At 59.4% G+C, this 18464-nt stretch carries 15 protein-coding genes; 9 read left to right on the top strand and 6 right to left on the bottom strand.

Features of this window, described 5'->3' with window-relative positions; translation table 11 throughout:
• Positions 1-16 precede the first annotated feature (16 nt).
• Entirely contained in the window at positions 17-1588 is a 1572-nt protein-coding gene (locus FEU76_RS05235; protein ID WP_039174944.1) for a Re/Si-specific NAD(P)(+) transhydrogenase subunit alpha, read from the bottom strand.
• A gap of 197 nt (positions 1589-1785) precedes the next feature.
• Entirely contained in the window at positions 1786-2709 is a 924-nt protein-coding gene (locus FEU76_RS05240) for a LysR family transcriptional regulator (RefSeq protein ID WP_144980995.1), read from the bottom strand.
• Positions 2710-2865: 156 nt separating this feature from the next.
• On the opposite strand from FEU76_RS05240, the gene speB reads away from it, so the two are divergent.
• Positions 2866-3771: an agmatinase gene (speB, locus tag FEU76_RS05245; protein ID WP_050980309.1), complete on the top strand. Its 906-nt coding sequence runs from the start codon at positions 2866-2868 to the stop codon at positions 3769-3771.
• A gap of 24 nt (positions 3772-3795) precedes the next feature.
• Here speB and FEU76_RS05250 read toward each other — a convergent pair whose 3' ends face one another.
• Entirely contained in the window at positions 3796-4611 is an 816-nt protein-coding gene (locus tag FEU76_RS05250) for an alpha/beta fold hydrolase (RefSeq protein ID WP_039174943.1), read from the bottom strand.
• A 395-nt stretch (positions 4612-5006) separates the two neighbouring features.
• On the opposite strand from FEU76_RS05250, the gene FEU76_RS05255 reads away from it, so the two are divergent.
• The 4 genes from FEU76_RS05255 to FEU76_RS05270 all read left to right on the top strand — a co-directional run bounded on the left by FEU76_RS05255 (position 5007) and on the right by FEU76_RS05270 (position 11035).
• Positions 5007-5936, top strand: coding sequence for a helix-turn-helix domain-containing protein (locus FEU76_RS05255; protein ID WP_144980997.1), 930 nt, complete (start codon positions 5007-5009; stop codon positions 5934-5936).
• Between the two features lie 108 nt (positions 5937-6044).
• Positions 6045-8120 carry a TonB-dependent siderophore receptor gene (locus FEU76_RS05260; protein ID WP_144981000.1) on the top strand — a complete coding sequence of 692 codons (2076 nt, stop codon included), beginning with the start codon at positions 6045-6047 and terminating at the stop codon, positions 8118-8120.
• Between the two features lie 188 nt (positions 8121-8308).
• On the top strand, positions 8309-9478 hold the full coding sequence (locus tag FEU76_RS05265) for a M20 metallopeptidase family protein (RefSeq protein ID WP_144981003.1): 1170 nt from the start codon (positions 8309-8311) through the stop codon (positions 9476-9478).
• 51 nt (positions 9479-9529) lie between these two features.
• Complete coding sequence (locus FEU76_RS05270; protein WP_144981006.1) at positions 9530-11035, top strand: AbgT family transporter; 1506 nt, start codon at positions 9530-9532, stop codon at positions 11033-11035.
• A 2-nt stretch (positions 11036-11037) separates the two neighbouring features.
• Here FEU76_RS05270 and FEU76_RS05275 read toward each other — a convergent pair whose 3' ends face one another.
• Positions 11038-11934, bottom strand: coding sequence for a LysR family transcriptional regulator (locus tag FEU76_RS05275; protein WP_039174933.1), 897 nt, complete (start codon positions 11932-11934; stop codon positions 11038-11040).
• Positions 11935-12174: 240 nt separating this feature from the next.
• On the opposite strand from FEU76_RS05275, the gene dctP reads away from it, so the two are divergent.
• The 4 genes from dctP to FEU76_RS05295 all read left to right on the top strand — a co-directional run bounded on the left by dctP (position 12175) and on the right by FEU76_RS05295 (position 15865).
• Positions 12175-13215 carry a TRAP transporter substrate-binding protein DctP gene (gene dctP, locus FEU76_RS05280; RefSeq protein ID WP_039174931.1) on the top strand — a complete coding sequence of 347 codons (1041 nt, stop codon included), beginning with the start codon at positions 12175-12177 and terminating at the stop codon, positions 13213-13215.
• A gap of 81 nt (positions 13216-13296) precedes the next feature.
• Positions 13297-13818, top strand: coding sequence for a TRAP transporter small permease (locus FEU76_RS05285; protein WP_081135974.1), 522 nt, complete (start codon positions 13297-13299; stop codon positions 13816-13818).
• A complete protein-coding gene (locus FEU76_RS05290; protein WP_039174927.1) occupies positions 13815-15092 on the top strand; it encodes a TRAP transporter large permease in 1278 nt (425 codons plus the stop codon). The genes FEU76_RS05285 and FEU76_RS05290 overlap by 4 nt, the downstream gene beginning before the upstream one ends.
• Positions 15093-15097: 5 nt before the next feature.
• Positions 15098-15865, top strand: a complete 768-nt coding sequence (locus FEU76_RS05295; RefSeq protein ID WP_186299096.1) for a M15 family metallopeptidase — start codon at positions 15098-15100, stop codon at positions 15863-15865.
• Here the strand turns inward: FEU76_RS05295 and FEU76_RS05300 are convergent.
• Both FEU76_RS05300 and pobA read right to left on the bottom strand, forming a co-directional pair.
• Positions 15862-16785, bottom strand: coding sequence for a LysR family transcriptional regulator (locus FEU76_RS05300; RefSeq protein WP_144981008.1), 924 nt, complete (start codon positions 16783-16785; stop codon positions 15862-15864). The genes FEU76_RS05295 and FEU76_RS05300 overlap by 4 nt on opposite strands.
• A gap of 345 nt (positions 16786-17130) precedes the next feature.
• Positions 17131-18315, bottom strand: coding sequence for a 4-hydroxybenzoate 3-monooxygenase (gene pobA, locus FEU76_RS05305; protein WP_144981011.1), 1185 nt, complete (start codon positions 18313-18315; stop codon positions 17131-17133).
• Between the last annotated feature and the right edge of the window lie 149 nt (positions 18316-18464).

Genomic DNA, 18464 nt, shown 5'->3' on the forward strand with positions numbered 1-18464 from the left:
ATCGTTTCTCCGCCGCTCAGGATTTCTGGAACATGGCCAGCATCCGGCGTGTCACCTGGAAGCCACCCACGATATTGATAGACGCGATCAGTACCGAAATCGCCGCCAGTACGCTCACCACCCCGCTCCCCGACCCCATCTGCAGGATGGCCCCCAGGATGATGATCCCGGAAATGGCATTGGTCACCGCCATGAGAGGCGTATGCAGCGAGTGGCTCACGTTCCAGATCACCTGGAAGCCAATGAAGCAGGCCAGCACGAAGACGATGAAATGCTGCATGAACGACGCTGGCGCGACTTGCCCCAGCAGCAGCATCATGGCACCGCCTGCCGCCAACAGGCCGACCTGGCGTTTGGTCTGTGCTTTGAAGGCCGCCTGTTCGGTGGCCTTCTTCTCTTCCGGCGAGGGCTGCTTCTCTTTCTTCTTCGGCTTGGCCGCGCCAATGGCTTTGACCTTGGGCGGGGGTGGCGGAAAGGTGATTTCCCCCTGATGGGTCACCGTGGCCCCACGAATCACGTCGTCATCCATATTGTGGTGGAGCACGCCATCCTTCTCCGGCGTCAAGTCACTGAGCATATGGCGAATGTTGGTGGCATACAGCAGCGACGCCTGGGTGGCCATGCGTGAGGGGAAGTCGGTATAGCCAATCACCACTACGCCGTTATCGCTCACTACGCGCGCATCGGGCTGGGTGAGGTCGCAGTTGCCGCCCTTTTCGGCGGCCAGATCGACGATCACCGAGCCGGGTTTCATGGCCGCCACCATGTCGTCCAACCACAGTTTGGGCGCGGGTTTTCCGGGAATCAGCGCCGTGGTGATGACGATGTCCACCTCGGGCGCCTGCGCGCGGAAACATGCCAGCTGCTTTTCCCGAAACTCGGGGCTGGAGGGCGAAGCATAGCCACCGCTTTCCGCGCCGTCCTGGGCGTCTTCGAAATCGAGGAACAGAAACTCGGCGCCCATGGACTCGATCTGCTCGGAAACTTCCGGGCGCACATCGAAGGCACGCACCACGGCGCCCAGGCTGGTAGCGGTACCGATTGCCGCCAACCCCGCCACGCCCGCCCCGATCACCAGCACCTTGGCAGGGGGCACCTTGCCCGCAGCGGTCACCTGGCCAGTAAAGAAGCGGCCAAAATTGTTGCCCGCCTCGATCACCGCCCGATAGCCCGCAATGTTGGCCATGGAAGAGAGCGCATCCATCTTCTGGGCCCGAGAAATACGCGGCACCATGTCCATGGCGATCACGGTGGCGCCTTGGGCTTTGCAGGTTTCCAGCAGCGCTGCGTGTTGGGCTGGCCAGAAGAACGCGATCAGCGTTTGGCCTTCGCGCAGCCGCTGCGCTTCTTGCTCGGAGGGCTCCCGTACCTTGACGACCACGTCGGCTTCTTGCCATAGCGCCTCGGCATGTTCGACCACGGTGACGCCCGCCGCCCGGTACGCCTCATCACTGAACCCAGCCCCGGCCCCCGCACCCGCTTCTACCAGGCACTCATGGCCCAGCTTGTGGAGCTGCTGTGCGCTGTCCGGCGTCAGCGCGACCCGCGCCTCGCCTTTAGCACTCTCTTTTGGTGCGCCTATTTTCACACGCGTTCTCCCTGGTTAGCCCGCCCTGCGCACGCCTCTCCCCGTGTATTGCCAACCTCAGAAGCGGGTACGCCGTCGTGTCATGGCAACGTCATGGCGTTGCTCGTTAGCAGTTTAGGATCTAACGCCAGGCCCGCCAGTGGCCATTCAACCTTCGATTCAACCCGGTTGTAGAGCGACGACATCCTGGGGCACTGCTAGCGGGTGCCGCTGCTGGCAAAGGCCATCAGTTGATCGGTGAGCCACACGTTGGCTGGGGCATTGAGGTAAAGCTGATGCTGGATCAGCGTCATGGTGAGGGCGGGCAGCGCGGCGGGCGGCGTCACCATGCGTACCGGCAGCATGGCCACGAAGCGCTCGGCCATCTGGCGTGGCAGGGTCATGATGGCATCGGTGAGGGCGACCACGCGGGCAGCGGCAATGTAGTTCAAGTTCTTGGAGATGACACGGCGCGTCAACCCGTGCTGAGCCAGGCAGTTCTCGATGGGGCTGGGCAGCAAGCCGCTGATGTCGGCCAACTCGACGTGCGCCAGCTGAGCAAACGCCTCCAGCGCCAGCGCATCCCCCACGTGGGGGTTGTGCTGCGCCACCAGGCACACCAGCTCCTCATGCAGCCAGGGGGTTTGCACCACGCCACTGGGCAGCGACGATTGGCGATCCAGCCCCACCACCATATCCACCTGGCGCTGCTCCAGCGCCTCGTTCAGCACGTCGGGGGTAATCAGCTCTATCGAAAAACTGAGACCGGGCGCACTGCGCAGCAGCTGGCTCAAAAACGCCGGGTACATGACCTCCTCGAAATAATCCGTGGTGGCCAGGGTGAAGCGCCGCGTACTGGTGGCGGCTGCAAAGGTCGCGGGGGGCGCCAGCCCCGCCTGCAGGGCGGCCAGGGATTGCTGCACGACCGGCAACAGTGCCAAGGCACGGGGGGTCGGCTGCAGCCCTTGCCCGGAACGCACCAGCAGCGGGTCATCCAACGCTTCACGCAGGCGCTTGAGCGCATGACTCAGGGCAGGCTGGCTCAAATGGAGCTTTTCCGCCGCACGGGTGACATGGCGCTCGCGCATCAGCATCTCGAAGACGAGCAGCAAATTCAGGTCAAAATGGCGTAACGAACGCATGAGGGCTCACTATCCATAAGATGAATGATTTCATTCTAAACATTCATTTCATTCATCGCCAAAAATTCCTTATCGTCGCGCTTTCTCGCCTCGCGAACCACGTTTCCCCCGCTGCACGCTGATAGGAGAACACATTAGGTGAACCCATCGCAGATCATGCCGAGCCTGTTTGGTGACGTCATCTCCACCTTCATGGGGGTACCCAAAGCCACCGACCCAAGCGCTACCGACGCCGAGGTCGTGGTCAGCGGTGTGCCGTTTGATCTGGCCTGCTCCGGCCGCTCGGGCACGCGCATGGGGCCTAATGCGATTCGCCAAAGCACGGCCAACCTGATTTGGGAAGGCAAGCGCTGGCCGTGGGATTTTGCGTTGGAAGAGCGCCTGCGGGTGTGCGATGCCGGCAACCTGGACTACGCCTATGGCGAACCAGAAAGCCTGATCGACAACCTGGAAAGCCACGCCATGCGCTGGCTGAAAGCGGGTAAAAAGATGCTGACGCTGGGCGGCGACCACTACATCAGCCTGCCGCTGCTGCGTGCCCATGCCCGTGAACACGGCCCGCTGGCGCTGATTCATTTCGATGCTCACACCGATACTTACGAGCAAGGCACACGCTATGATCACGGCACCATCTTCCATCATGCACTGAAGGAAGGCCTGGTCGTCCCGGAGCATTCACTGCAGATTGGTATTCGTACCAGCTATGACCGCCACAACCACCCTTACGAGGTGCTGGACGCCGACTGGGTGAACGACCACGGCCCGGCGGCAGTGCTGGAGCGCATTCGCGCGCGGGTAGGTCATCACCCCGCCTACGTGACGCTGGATATCGACGGCCTCGACCCGGCCTTTGCGCCCGGCACCGGCACCCCCGTGTGCGGTGGTCTCTCCACGGACCTGATGCTCAAGGTGGTTCGCGGCATGGTCGGCATGGAGCTGGTGGGCATGGACCTGGTGGAAGTCAATCCGGCCTATGATCACGGCGACATTACCTCGCTGGCCGCCGCCACGTTAGGGCTGGAATTCCTCTACACGCTGGCGGCTTCCAAGCCCGTCAAGTGATGGCAAAGCCGCCTGGGCCATCGCTCAGGCAGCTTTGTTCAGCCAGCGAATGACCTGCTCGGCGACGGCGTCCGGGTGGGTCATGTGAATACAATGCCCTTTGGTCGGCATGACGCAAAGCTGGCTGTTGGGCATCAGCTGATGCACGAACTCGCCCACGGCCACGCTGGCCAGCTTGTCATCTTCGCTTTGCAGGATCAGCGTCGGGTGTTCCGAGATGGGCAACAGGTAACGATAATCGGAAAAGAACGTTGCCACGGCAAAGGTCTTGGCCACGGTCGGATCGGTGGAGCAGAAACTCTCCGACAGCTCGCCGACGAGGTCTTCAGTGCCCTCTTCCCCCACCACGATAGGCGCCAAATACTCGGCCCAGCCGGTATGGCTGCTCTCCATCAAGTCGATCAGCGCATCCAGGTCGGCCTTTTCGAACCCACCGAAATAGTCGGGGGGCATGTTCAAAAAGCACGGTGAAGGGCACACCATCACTTGCCGGGTAATGCGTTCAGGCGCCTGCGCGGCGGCCAGCAAACCGATATTGCTGCTGACGGAGTGGCCAATAAAGACGGTGTTGGTCAATTCCAGCGCTTCACACACTTCGATGACATCTCGGGCATAGCCATCCAGCGTACTGTAGCGAACCTCGTTGAAGTCGGATTTCAGCGAATCCCCCGACCCGACGTAGTCGAACAGCACCAGGGTATAGGTATCTTTCAACCTGGGTACCAGGTACTGCCACATGTTCTGATCGCAGCCAAACCCATGGGCCAGGATCAGCGTGGTGTCGCCGCTTCCCAGGATCTTGACGTTATTACGAAACATCACCCGCTCTTTGGTCAGCATAGGTCCTCACTTGGTGGCACACCGTGCCATACCAAAGGTCACTCCAGGGCCTGATCCACCTTCCTGCCGGTCATGCCCGCCATCGTTCATACTCTCGTCTGTGCCATCGTTACATAACGAAATGGCGATGGACACTCCGAAATCGTGAACGATTGTTTCTCACGAGCCACCACCTGCCACGAGAAAATATCCTCGGCCCACCGCACAAGCAAAACAGTCGTTATTGTTAATGATTGGCATTAATATTAATATCGGTGAACCATTACGAGCGATGCGTTCCCATCGCTTCGTGGGCGTGGCCCTCATCCGTTGCCCACCATGACACGTGCCGACCAGACTGTCGTCATTGGCCCTCTCGACCAAGGTAAGCATCGCCCCCGACAGGAGACAGCGAGATGACCCGGGCTGCCATTGATCGGATCACCGTTGCAGATTTTCTCGATTACGGCCAGCGCTACTGTATCGAATACCGCTTTCCTGCGTTGGCATACCCACTGGAGCGAGCCAGCCAGCTGCCTGTCGCCCAAGGGCGAGTCGAGGAAAGCCTGCTGTTTCCTGGCGTCAAGCTGGTGCTCTCTGACATCGAGGTCGTGCACCCCTATGCCTCGCACTCTCTGGGCACGGCGGCATGTCTGGTCATCGTCGTGATCGAAGGGCGTGTACGCCTGGGAACCGACAATGAACGGCACTGGCTGACCGCAGGACAAGCCCATACTGTCTGCCTGAGCGACCAACATTTTCTCGACGCCTACCAGCCAGAAGGGCAAAGGCTTCGCACCCTCTCGCTCTCCCTTGATGCCACTGCTTTGCAGCAGTGGTGCGGCGAGCCGCTGCCCACCCAGTCCATCACCTGGTCTCTGCCGCCTGCCCTGCACCTGTCGTTGGAGCATGGCGTTCAGTCGCCCTTGACGGGCCGTGCCCGACGCCTATTCTTCCAAGGGCTGGCCCTACAGCTAATGGCTCAGGGGCTCTCCCGCCCCCACCAAGCGCCGCTTCAGGCCACGGCTTCTCCTGGCCGCTTAGCGGCTGTTCGGCGCCTGCTGGAGGAATCCCCCGAGCGCGAGCATCGGCTAGAGGTATTAGCCGCCAGGGCGGCCATGAGCCCCAGTACATTAGTGCGTCACTTCAAGCTGGCTTATGGCTGTTCACCCACCGACTACCTGCGCCGATTGCGCCTGAACCGAGCCCGCAAACTGTTGCTCGATGGGCACACCATCCAGCAGGCAGCACACTTGAGCGGTTATCGTCATACCAGCAACTTTACGACCGCGTTTCGGCGCGCTTTTGGCGTTTCACCAAGCGCTCTGACGAAACCCTCACCTTGAGCGCCGCCTGCTGGCTATGCATAACGAATTGCTCAGCTTGCATAACCCAACAGGACGCTTAAATGGAATAATTCTCATTACCAAAATAATTCACGTCGAGAATTATCCATGCCCCCGTTAAATCGCCTTTCCCTAGCCGTCGCCATGGCCTCCGTCACACTTTCCATGCAGCTTCAGGCCGATACATCGCTGGAAACCCTCACCGTGACCGCCAGCGCTGCCACGAAGACAGACACACCTTTCATCGAGACGCCACAAGCGGTTTCGCGGGTCGAGCGTGACGATTGGGAGGCCCGTGGCGCAGAAACCGTTCAGCGAGCAGCCGACTACACTTCTGGCGTCTTCACCAACCAGATCGGTGCTTCCAACCGCTACGACTACCTGGTGCTGCGTGGTTTCGCCGACGGCAGTATCAACAACACGTTCCTGGATGGGTTGAAGGTGATGAGTGATGGAGGCTCCTATAGCTCACTCTCCATCGACCCTTGGTTTCTAGAGGCCATCGAAGTCGTCAAGGGACCTGCCTCCGTGCTTTACGGACGCGCCTCGCCTGGGGGATTGGTGGCCCAGACCAGTCGTCGACCCGAATTCGAACCAGGCGGCGAGCTACGACTGCGCGTGGGCAATAACGCTCAGCGTAGCGCCGCATTTGACGTGACTGGCCCACTGGATGCCGAACGGCGTGTCGCTTTCCGCCTGACGGGGTTGGCGGGGGCTTCCGACACGCAGTTTGGCCCTGTCGAAGAGCAGCGTTATGCCATTGCTCCGCAGTTGAGCTGGGATATCAGCGACGATACCAGCCTGAACCTCCATGCCTACTTGCAGCGAGACCCTGAAGGAGGCTATCACTCTGGGCTTCCTTACGAAGGCACGGTGGTAGACCGCAACGGACGACGTATCTCCAATGCCTTCTTCGAAGGCGAGGATACCTTTGAAAAATTCCGCCGCGATCAAACCATGGTCGGTTACGAATTCGAGCACCGTTTCAGCGATGCACTCAGCGCCCGCCAACGGCTGCGCTACACCGAAACCGATGTCGAGCTGGATCAGGTATATGCCTTTGGCTGGGCCTCGGCCACCGAACTCGCGCGCTACTACTCTGGCGGCGACGAGTCGCTTGATGCCCTCACCGTCGACAACCAGCTGGAAGCCAGGCTGTCCACCGGAGCTTTGAACCATACGCTCTTGTTCGGCCTGGACTATCAGCAACGCGACAACGACGTGACCTGGACCTCAGGCGCCTTCCCGACCATCGATGCGTTCAACCCAACCTACGGCGCAGGCCCCAGCGCCATGTACCCAGAGGTGCGCCAGCACCGTGCGCTGGAGCAAACCGGCGTTTATCTACAAGATCAGATGTCCTACGGCCACTGGCACGCCAACCTGGGCTTGCGCCACGACTGGGTCGACATCACCAATACCGACCAGGACAGCGGTGACACCAGTTCACTGAATGATACCCAGTCGAGTGGCCGCGCCGGGCTGCTGTATCGCTTCGACAGCGGGGTCGCGCCTTATCTTAGCTATACCACATCGTTCAGCCCCAACAGCACTACCGACCAGAACGGCGACCTGCTGGCCCCGTCCGAAGGCGAGCAGGTGGAGCTGGGGGTGAAGTATCAACCTCCTGGCACTCGCGACCAGTACAGCATTGCCCTCTTTGATATCACCCAAGAGAATGTGGCCACCAAACTGCCCAATGAAACCTTCCATCGCGCCACCGGCAGAATCGAGTCCCGTGGCGTCGAGCTAGAGGCGCACCATCGGTTCACCGACGCCCTCTCCGTGCAGGCTGCTTACAGCCACACCGATGTCACGTTAGCCAAGACCGACGATGCCAATGAAGGCAACCGCAGTAATCAGGTTCCCCGCCACCAGTTGGCCGTGTGGGGCAACTATACCTTCCAGTCAGGTGCCTTGGCGGGTGTGGACACAGGTCTTGGCTTTCGCTACCACGCAGATATCCAGGCCGATGATGCCAACACCGAAAAAGTGCCCAACTACACCCTGGTCGATGCCACCTTGGGCTATGACCTGAGTCGCGTGGGCCTCGACAACATGTCAGCGCGGCTCAATGCCACCAACCTGCTGGATAAAGAGTACGTGGCCTCCTGCTACGACCTGAATTTCTGCTATTTCGGTGCCGAGCGCAGCGTCACAGCCTCGTTCCACTACTCGTTCTGAACGACCCACTCCCGCAGCCTCATGACATGAGCGGCTGACTGACAGTCAGACATCCAGCCGCTCGCTATCATCGAGTGTTGCTTTCAAGGCAACAAACTCACCCTGCCAGGCACTCGTTCCTGCCCGTCAAGTCGCTTAGCGTTATAGAAGCCCATAACGACACAGACAACGGCACCAGAGGACAGGAAATGCCTTACCCCCCCTTTTTCAATGACGCACAGATCGAAGCAGCAGTTGCCATCCGGCACCAGCTGCACCAACACCCAGAGCTGAAGTTCGAGGAAATGCAGACCGCCCGCCTCGTGGCCCAGCGCTTGCGCGACCTGGGGTATCACGTGACCGAAGGTTTGGCGACCACCGGCGTCATGGCCGAGCTGGACACCGGCCGCCCCGGCCCCGTGATCGCCTTTCGGGCCGATATGGATGCCCTGCCCATCAGGGAAGCCAACGCGTTCGAGCACCGCTCCCAGCGCGACGGGCTGATGCATGCCTGCGGCCACGACGGGCACACCGCCACGCTGCTGCTGGCCGCAGAAGCCATCATCGCTCAGCGCGACCAGCTTTGCGGCTACATCAAGCTGCTGTTTCAGCCGGGTGAAGAGGGCGGCAACGGTGCGGATAAAATGGTCAAGGCCGGTGTACTCCAGCACCCGCAGGTAGAGGCCATTTTTGGCTACCACAACCGCCCAGGCTTTCCCGCAAGGCAGCTGTTCGTCAAACCCGGCCCGGCCATGGGCGGTAACGATACCTTCAAGATCACCTTGTCGGGCGTATCGGGCCACGCTGCCATGCCGCATCTGGCAGTCGACCCCATTTATGTGGGGGCGTCGCTGGTGCAGCAGTTGCAAGGGCTGGTGGGCCGCCACAAATCACCGTTGGAAGCTGGCGTGATCACCGTGGCCGCCTTTCATGCGGGCGATGCCGCCAATGTCATTCCGGGCACGGCAGAGCTGCTGGTCAATATTCGCAGCGACCGTGAAAGCTCACGCAACGCCCTGGTGGGCAAACTGGAACAAGTGGTGGCCGGGGTGTGTGCCGCCCACGGCGCCCACTTCTCGATGGAGCATCAGCACCAGATTCCGCCGCTGGTCAACGACGCCGAATGGTCACGGCAGGTGCTGGCCATCGCTACCGAGCAGGGGGTCAGCCCAGACATCCAACAGCTGGATTACATGCCCACCATGGGCGCCGAAGATTTTGCCTTCTACCTGCAAGAGGTGCCTGGCTGCTTCTTCTTCGTGGGCAATGGCGACAGCGCGTACCTCCACAACGAACATTACGACTTCAACGATGCCATCTTGCCGGTGGCCGCCGGGATGTTCGTGGCGCTGGCCCGTTCACTGCTCCAGCGCCGTTGAGCGACACCTCCAACACGATTGCAATAACAACGTCTCAACAAGGATTCACTCATGCAAGGTGTTCTGACTTCCATTGAACGGGTGGGCAACAAGCTGCCGCACCCCTTTATTCTGTTTACTGTGCTCGCCGCCCTGGTGGTCGTTGTCTCGGCCCTGCTGTCGGCACTGGGCGTCTCGGCCATCAACCCCCAAACCGGCGACGAGGTCGTCGTGCGCAGCCTGCTATCGGCCGAGGGGGTCGAGTTCATGCTGACCAGCGTGGTCAGCAACTTCGTGAACTTTCCGCCGCTGGGGCTGATTCTGGTGGTGATGTTCGGTATCGGCCTGGCCGACAAGGTGGGCTTGATGTCGACGCTCATGCAGGTCAGCGTGGCCAAGGCTCCCCCGTCGCTGCTGACGTTTTGCGTCTTCATGGCAGGCATTTGCGGCAGCATTGCATCAGATGCCAACTACCTGATTTTGATTCCCCTGGCGGCCATGGTCTATTACTCCGTTGGCCGCCACCCGGTGGCCGGAGCCGCGGCGGCCTATGCCGCCGCCGGGGCTGGCTTCGATGCCAGCCTGTTCATCACCGTCGGGGATGCGCTGTTCGCGGGCATCACCACGGAAGCAGCGCGGCTGGTCGACCCAGAGGCGTATGTCTCGCCCGTCGACAACTACTACTTCGTTGCCTGTTCGGTCTTCGTGCTGGCGATGGTCGGCACCTTGCTGATCGACAAGGTCGTGGAGCCCCGTCTGCAGCGCACGCTGCCCATGAGCAAGGACTTCAAGACCGACGTGGTAACCCCTGAGCTGACCGCTTCGGAACGCCGAGGCCTCAAGCGCGTGGGGCTGGCAACGCTGGCGTACATCGTGCTGGTGTTACTGGCCGTGCTGCCGGAGGCCTCACCGCTGCGCAACGATGACGGCGGTTTGATTCCCTCGCCGTTTTTGAGCTCTCTCGTTCCGCTGATGTTTCTCTACTTCGTGACGATTGGCCTGGTGTATGGCATCACCACGGGCAAGATCACCAGCAGTCGCGACGTCCCGCAGCGCATGGCCGAATCTGCCAGCGACCTGGCCCCCACCCTGGTGCTGTTCTTTGCCATTTCCCAGTTCATCGCCTATTTCGGCTGGTCGGCACTGGGGCAGTATATCGCCATCGAGGGCTCCAACATTCTCCAGAACACGGGCTTCACCGGGCTGCCGCTGGTGGGCGCGTTCATCGTCATGAGCGCCACCCTCAACATCTTCATGACCAGCGGCTCGGCCCAGTGGGCGTTGATGGCACCGGTGTTTGTGCCCATGCTGATGATGATCGACTTCGACCCGGCCTTCGTGCTGGCGATGTTCCGCATCGGTGACTCCAGCACCAACATCATCTCGCCCATGAGCCCCTACTTTTCGGTGGCACTGGTGTACATGCAGCGTTACAAACCGGACATGGGGCTAGGCACCTTGATCGCCACCATGCTGCCCTTGGCCATGGGCTTTTTACTGGCCTGGTCGGCGTTTCTGATGTTCTGGTTGATGATGGGATGGCCCATCGGCCCAGGGGTCTACATGATGGCGAACTAGCCTTACTGCATCGCTTTCATCAGCTTCCACAAATAGTCGGCAGCGGGCGACAGCCTTCTGCCGACGCGACGTACCAGATTGCCCTGGCTACGGGCGGCCATGGGGTGATCGATGGGCACCGCCTGCAGCAACCCCGCCTCGATCTCGCTGCGCGCCGCTGCCGCCGTCATGAACGCGACCCCCACCCCTGCACTGGCCATGCGCCGGGCCACCGAGTGCAAATTGCAGCGATACGCGGGTGTGGCTGGCTGCCCCGCTGCTGCAAACAGGGCATTCACGAACTGCTGCGACCCGGACACCTCCGGCAGGAAGATCAACTTCTGCTGCAACAGCTCTGCCACGCTCACGCTGGACTGCCTGGCCAAAGGGTGAAACGGCGCCACCAGCGCACACAGCGGCCCCCGCTCGAACGAGTGCACCACCAGCCGAGGGTCCGAAATAGGGCCATAGGTAATAGCGATGTCCACTTCATCGTTCGCCACCATGTCATGGGGTTCACGCGGGTAGTAGATGCCGGTCTTGATCTCGATCAGCACCTCAGGGTAGTGCTCGGCAACGCGCCGCATCACGTGATTGATGAAACTGTCCACGAACCCATCCCCCACCGACACCACGACCTTGCCCGCCTGCAAATTGCGCAGCCGCGCCAGCGTATCGGTCAGCTCGGCATTCAAGCGCCGCTGGGCCAGAAAGCCTTCCACGACCAACTGGCCAGCCTCGGTAAGCATCACATGACGCCCCTGGCGCTCCAGCAGCGCCATGCCCAGCGCCTGCTCCAGCGAGCGCACCTGCCGACTCACCACGGAAGGGTTCAGCTGAAGATGCTCGGCCGCCGCGCGAATCCCCCCACAGCTACTGACTTCCAGCAGGTAGAAGGCCCGTTTATCGAGAAGGGTCATAGGCGTCACCAGAATCGTCTCCAGGCGTGGAAAGGGCACTCTTTCGTTGCAATTAAAACAACACTTTCAGGATTGCATAGTCAACACGACAACCTCTACGCTGCTTGAGAGGCCCGTGACTGCCAGCCTATTCGTTTAACTGACAACTCACAGCAGTTTACTCGGCTCATGACTTATTAAAAAAACAGCGTCACAACAACTTTCCCGTCGTCATCTCGCACGGGAACACAGGAGACGAACATGATGTTTGATGCATCTCGCAAGTCGATCAAAACACTAGCCACTGCCTGCCTGGTGGGTAGCGCCATGATGGCCACACAGGCCATGGCGCAAACCACCATCAACCTGGGTTACAACGGCGCACCGGACCCCGATAAAAATGCGGTGCATGTGTTTGCCACCAACCTGCAATCACTGGTCGAAGAGAAAACCAATGGCGAGATCCAGCTTCGCCTTTACCCCAATAGCATGTTGGGTGAAGAGCAGGAGCGCATGGAGCAGACCATGAGCTCGCCCATGCTGAATATCGCGTCCTTTGCAGGCGTGTCGCCGATTGCCGATGAAATTTTTGTCAGTGCCATCCCGTTTCTATTCGATGACTTCGATGCTGCACGCGACTTCTTCGATGAAGGCAGCTATTGGCAGGAAGTCGAGAAAGTCGTCAAGGAGCGTTCAGGCATCGACATGTTGGCGGTCGTTGAAGAGGGCGGCTTTTTAGCTTTTACCAACAACAAGACGCCTATCTCTCACCCTGATGACTTCGCAGGTCTGCGCTTTAGAGCCATGGACCCCAGCCAGGTCGCCCTGTACGAAGCCTTTGGCGCATCCGGCACCCCCATCCCGTGGACTGAAGTGTATATGGCGCTGCGTACGGGCGTCGCCGATGGCCAAATGAATCCCCCCATGTACATCATTCTGGGCAGCCTGCATGAGGTACAAACCTACCTCACGCTGGCCAACATCCAGTACTCCAATCAGTTTCTGGTGGGTAACGGTCAGATGATCGAGGGCTGGGAGGAAGAGACGCGCAACGCTTTCCTGGAAGCCGTCGCGGAAGCCAACCAGCAGGCTCGCGAGCATAATGAGGCCCAGGTCGAAGAACGCATTGCCTACCTGGAAGAGCAAGGCATGGAAGTCATTCGCCCCTCGGAGGAAGAGCTGCTGGCCTTTCGGGAAATTGGTCAGCCCGCTTACCTCGAATGGCTCAGCGAACGCGGCATTGACCAGCACTGGATAGCACTGGCTCTGGAAGATGCCGGGCATGAAGAGCTGCTCGACTAACCTCTCGTACTGCGCTCATCCACTCAGCGGGGACAATAGCCAAACCGTCCTCGCTGACTTCACCTTGCGGACAAGACTCTCATGCACGCGCTTCGAACTCGCATGCTGGCGGTGACCCGCCCGCTTTCCCTGACGGTGGCTGCCCTGCTGCTGCTCACCAACCTGGGGGTCATCATCTATGGCGTTATCATGCGCTACTTCGTCGGTGGAGCCCCCATCTGGACTGACGAACTTTCCCGCTTTCTCATCATTGGTACGGTACTCATCGCTGCCGGGGCCGTGTGGGTCGAAGGCAGCCATATGCGTGTCGCATTGATGGAGCGCCTGCTGCCTGCACCACTGGCACGTTTGCTCAACCTCTATCAATGGCTGTTGACCCTGGGCGTGGCCGTGGGGGCTGCCTGGGTAAGCTATCGCTATGCGCAGTCGGTCAGCATGTTTACGACGTCAGGGTTAGGCGTAAGCCGCACCCTGCCGCTCATGTCCATGCCGATTGGGTTTTCGCTGTTGGCCTGGCACGTCTTTTGGTATGGGCCCGCGCCGCTGCCAGGCCTTCTGGAGCCCACTCCCCAAGAGCAAACCGATGCAGGGGAACCGTCATGATTCTGGCCATGTTGGGCGTCTTTCTGGTACACGTGCTGCTCGGGCTACCGCTGTTCATCGCGCTGCTCACGACGGCGTTGGTAGGCTTTTTATTCGTTGATCCGACCATGATCCCACGCATGATGCCGCAGCAATTCTTTGGCGGTATCAATGCCTTTTCTCTCATGGCCATTCCCCTTTTCATCCTGGCCGGCAACCTGATGAATGCCAGCGGCCTGACCGAGCGGTTGATGGGCCTGGCTCGTTTGCTGGTCGGCCACCTACGCGGAGGCATGGGGCATGTCAACGTGGTGTCCAGCGTCTTTTTTGCAGGCGTCAATGGCTCCGCGGTCGCGGATACCTCGGCACTCGGTTCACTGTTGGTGCCCGCCATGGAAAAAGAGGGCTATTCGCGCGCCTTTGCCGCAGGCCTCACCGCCGGTAGTTCGCTCATTGGGCCGATCATCCCTCCGAGTATTTTCATGATCCTGTATGCGTCACTGACGAATACTTCTGTCGGTGATCTATTCCTGGCGGGCATTATTCCAGGCCTGCTGCTCGGCGCCGCCTTCATGGGCATGAACGCCTGGTACGCCTGGAAAGTGGGCCTGCCGAAAAGCGGCAAACTGCCCAGCGTCAAAGCGATTGGTCTGGCCACGCTCGTCGCATTGCCAGCGCTCATCGCACCGGTGATCATTGTGGCGGGTATCGTCCTGGGGGTCGTCACTCCAACGGAGTCTGGAGCACTCACTGCGCTCTACGTGGCGCTGTGCGGTGTCGTGCTAGGCGGGCTGAACATCACTCAGTGCTGGCAAGCCATCAAGGATACCGCCCGTTTGACCTCGGCTATTTTCCTGATCATGGCCGCCTCGGCCACGATCAGTTGGTTATTGTCCTACGCCCAGGTGCCTCAGCAGTTCGTCATGCTGCTCGCCCCCTATGCGGAGAGCCCAGTCATCATCTTGCTGCTGCTCAGCGCCATCACCTTCATGACGGGCATGTTCATGGAAGAAGTGTCTGCACTCATGTTGCTGACACCCATTTTTGCCCCCGTCGCCATGATGGCCGGTATCGATCCGGTGCACCTTGGGGTCATCATCACGCTGAACATCACGATTGCGCTCATCACCCCACCCATGGGTGCCTGCGTCTTTGTGGCAGCCGCTGTGAGCCGACTGGAAATCGTCTCGCTGTTTAAAACCATCTGGCCCTTCGTGCTCACTGCCATTGCCGTATTGCTGCTACTGATTTTTTTCCCATCGTTGACGTTACTTCTGCCTAGACTACTTGGATAACCGAGATGCCCACTGCTTCAGCCACTGCTTCGACGGCCTTGACGGCCATTCCCGGTCAGCCCTCACCCGACTGGAGCACCGTCAGCCGTATTGCTATTCAGGAGTGTCACGAACGGCTGCTTCCCATGAGCCTGGCACCTTCCCCTATCGTGGTATTTCCCGCCTACGCCCGTTTGGGCATTCCCGGCGCCATTCCTGAGTGCTTCGTACGTGAAGGGGTATATCGAGCCTTGCTAGCCGTGGCGCGCTCTCTCCCTGAGGGCATCAAGCTACTGGTGCTCGATGGATGGCGACCCTGGCGTGTTCAGCAATACCTGTTCGATACGCTGCATGAAGCGATTCGGCATCAGCACCCTCAGGCAGAAGAGGCAGAGCTACTGACCCGAACACGTGAATTCGTTTCCTTGCCCAGTCGTGACCCTGCTGCGCCTAGCCCCCACCTCACCGGAGGCGCGGTGGATGTCACGCTCTGCGATGACGATGGCATCCCGTTGGACATGGGAACGCTGTTCGACGAAGCAGTGCCCGCGTCACATACCGACCACTACGAGCACCTCGACACGTCATCCACAGAGCAAAGGCACGTACGCGACAACCGTCGGCTGCTTTACCATGCCATGCGCCAACAAGGCTTCACCAATTTGCCCAGCGAATGGTGGCACTTCGATCTGGGTGACCAGCTATGGGCTCATTATGGAGGTCACCCGCACGCCCGTTACGGTCCGGCAGAGCTCGATACCATCGAAAACCGCTGGCGACGTCACATCCGTTAACACAAGCGAGGGGCATCGGCAGAGAAAAAACGCATGCCCCGACGCAGGTGCTCGACACAGGTAGTCGCGGCGACGGTCAGCTGGCGGCCTTCCAGACTCACGATCTGTGCCCGCGCACCGCTCATGATCGGATAGGCCATGGGCAGTGCAGTGATCTCGCCTCTGGCTATTTCATCGGCAACCGTCAATTCAGGCATGAAGGTCACCCCGATGCCTGAACGCACGAAGTTCTTGAGAACCGACACTGAGTTGGTGTGCAGGCGAGCATCCAGATAACGGCGCTCCTGATGGGCTACCATGTTGACCATCTGACGCATACCAAACGGGTTATCCATCAGGGCCAACGGCCAAGGCTCGATATCGCTCAAGTGGGCAGCCCGTGACAGGCGCCCAAGGGGGTGCTCTGGTGGCACGATCAGGTCCAGCGGTTGCCGCGTTTCCACATGGCAATGTATCTGCGGGTCTACGGGGGGCGCATAGAGTAACGCCAGGTCGACCTCCATCTCCTTCACCAGGGTCATGGCTTCATTGACGCCCGCCATGCGAATTTCCACCTTGATACCCGAAAAACGCGACATGAACGCCCCCAGGGGCGCCGCAATCAGGTCAGCAATAAACCCTTCACCGACGGCAATGCGCACCTCACCTCGAGCCATTTCCTGAATGGCCATCACTTGAGATAGCACGGCCTCTTCCGACAACCGCTGAGCATGATAGTGTTGAATGAGCAGCCGCCCTGCCTCGGTAGCCCGCATGCCGCCACCGTGACGCTCGCATAGCTGCACACCCAACTCCTCCTCCAAGGCTTTCAACTGTCGGCTGAGTGCAGAGGCATCCACATTGATATGCGCGGCTGCCCTCCGCAGTGAGCCACGGCGTACCACCTCATTTAGATATAACAGCGCACGCTGGCTAAGCATGTGTAATCCTTGAATATAAAATTCAGCAAGAACTGGTGCATTGATCGCGCCGTAGCACAATCCATCATGCACACCTCTCAGCACCAGCTCAATGGATTCGATATCAAGGAAACCGCATCTTCATGCGCTAAAGGTTGGGGAGATCATGAACCTGCAAAGACGCTCAAGGCTCTACCTTTGCCTGAGCCGAGGCCGTAATAATCTCGCCACCATGATCGGTCTTGCAGCCTAGGTAAGCCGTGGGCAGTTCACCGGGATGTGGAGTGGCAAGAGACTTCAGTGATGGTGGCTGCTCTTAAAAAAGCCCAGGCAAGCGCCTGGGCAAGGAGGATATACGGCGTTGCGTTACTCTAACGACTCATAGGGTAGTCCAACGTAATTTTCCGCAATGGTAACAAGGCCCGCGTCAGAGCTTGTCACGTACTCCAACTCAGCGAGCTGCATGCGGCTGTTGAAGTCTTCTTCATCCGAAAAATTGTGCAGCATCGAAGTCATCCACCACGAAAAGCGTTCTGCTTTCCAGATACGCTTCAAACACGTCTGCGAATAACGTTCGAGCAAGTCCGTTCTGCCTTCCTGATACACCTTCATCATTAACCGATAAAGTGTATGGACATCGCTGGCGGCCAGATTGAGACCTTTCGCCCCGGTGGGGGGCACAATATGCGCCGCATCACCAACGAGGAAGAGCCGCCCATACTGCATGGGCTCGACAACGAAGCTGCGCAGTGGCGCAATGCTCTTTTCGATGGATGGCCCCGTTACCAGTTGGTCAGCGACCTCTTGGGGTAAGCGACGTTTTAGCTCTTCCCAGAATCGCTCGTCAGACCAGTTCTCCACTTGTTCGTCCGAGGAGACCTGCAGGTAGTAGCGGCTGCGAGTGGCGGAGCGCATGCTGCACAGGCTGAAGCCACGCGGGTGCCGAGCGTAGATCAGCTCTTCAGATACCGGGGGGGTATCAGACAACACGCCCAACCAGCCAAATGGGTATACCTTTTCAAACGTTTTGAGGCGGTCCTGAGGTATCGACTGCCGCGAGACGCCATGGTAACCGTCACAACCTGCAATGTAGTCACAATCGAGCCGGACCGTTTCCCCATTTTTCTCAAAGGTGATGTACGGCTGGTCGCTTTCCAGGTCATGGGGTTGGACGTTTTCCGCTTCGTAGATGGTTCTTGCGCCAGCTTTTTCCCGGGCTTCCATCAGATCACGGGTCACTTCCGTCTGGCCGTAAACCATGACCTTCTTGCCACCTGTCAATTCATCAAGCGCAATGCGCACACGGCGGCCATCGAAAGCCAGCTCGAAGCCGTCGTGTGGGTATCCCTCTGCCTTCATTCGCTGGTCTACCCCGGCTTCCTCCAACAGGTCTACCATGCCTTGTTCCAGCACGCCGGCGCGGATACGGCTCAGCACGTACTCACCGCTACGGCGCTCCACAATGACGTTGTCAATGCCTTGACGGTGTAATAGCTGCCCAAGCAGTAAGCCAGAAGGTCCTGCGCCAATGATGGCCACTTGCGTCTTCATGGGGATGCCTCTTCGTTATCGTTATCCTGATACCTATGACTTGTATTTTTCAATGAAACAAAAGCTAATATAAGGCATCTTAAATATCAATTATTGGACTTTTACAATATTATTACCCAACCTTAGTAGTAAATATCGCTTTACGAAAC

This window comes from Halomonas sp. C22 (assembly GCF_007655045.1).
GTDB lineage: Bacteria > Pseudomonadota > Gammaproteobacteria > Pseudomonadales > Halomonadaceae > Vreelandella > Vreelandella hamiltonii.

Bases quoted from the DNA above. Each gene is read 5' to 3' on its own strand.
- speB (WP_050980309.1), top strand. From the start codon at position 2,866: ATGCCGAGCCTGTTTGGTGACGTCATCTCCACCTTCATGGGGGTACCC.
- pobA (WP_144981011.1), bottom strand. From the start codon at position 18,315: ATGAAGACGCAAGTGGCCATCATTGGCGCAGGACCTTCTGGCTTACTG.
- FEU76_RS05270 (WP_144981006.1), top strand. From the start codon at position 9,530: ATGCAAGGTGTTCTGACTTCCATTGAACGGGTGGGCAACAAGCTGCCG.
- FEU76_RS05290 (WP_039174927.1), top strand. From the start codon at position 13,815: ATGATTCTGGCCATGTTGGGCGTCTTTCTGGTACACGTGCTGCTCGGG.
- FEU76_RS05250 (WP_039174943.1), bottom strand. From the start codon at position 4,611: ATGCTGACCAAAGAGCGGGTGATGTTTCGTAATAACGTCAAGATCCTG.
- FEU76_RS05265 (WP_144981003.1), top strand. From the start codon at position 8,309: ATGCCTTACCCCCCCTTTTTCAATGACGCACAGATCGAAGCAGCAGTT.
- FEU76_RS05240 (WP_144980995.1), bottom strand. From the start codon at position 2,709: ATGCGTTCGTTACGCCATTTTGACCTGAATTTGCTGCTCGTCTTCGAG.
- FEU76_RS05275 (WP_039174933.1), bottom strand. From the start codon at position 11,934: ATGACCCTTCTCGATAAACGGGCCTTCTACCTGCTGGAAGTCAGTAGC.
- FEU76_RS05295 (WP_186299096.1), top strand. From the start codon at position 15,098: ATGCCCACTGCTTCAGCCACTGCTTCGACGGCCTTGACGGCCATTCCC.
- dctP (WP_039174931.1), top strand. From the start codon at position 12,175: ATGATGTTTGATGCATCTCGCAAGTCGATCAAAACACTAGCCACTGCC.
- FEU76_RS05260 (WP_144981000.1), top strand. From the start codon at position 6,045: ATGCCCCCGTTAAATCGCCTTTCCCTAGCCGTCGCCATGGCCTCCGTC.
- FEU76_RS05255 (WP_144980997.1), top strand. From the start codon at position 5,007: ATGACCCGGGCTGCCATTGATCGGATCACCGTTGCAGATTTTCTCGAT.
- FEU76_RS05300 (WP_144981008.1), bottom strand. From the start codon at position 16,785: ATGCTTAGCCAGCGTGCGCTGTTATATCTAAATGAGGTGGTACGCCGT.
- FEU76_RS05285 (WP_081135974.1), top strand. From the start codon at position 13,297: ATGCACGCGCTTCGAACTCGCATGCTGGCGGTGACCCGCCCGCTTTCC.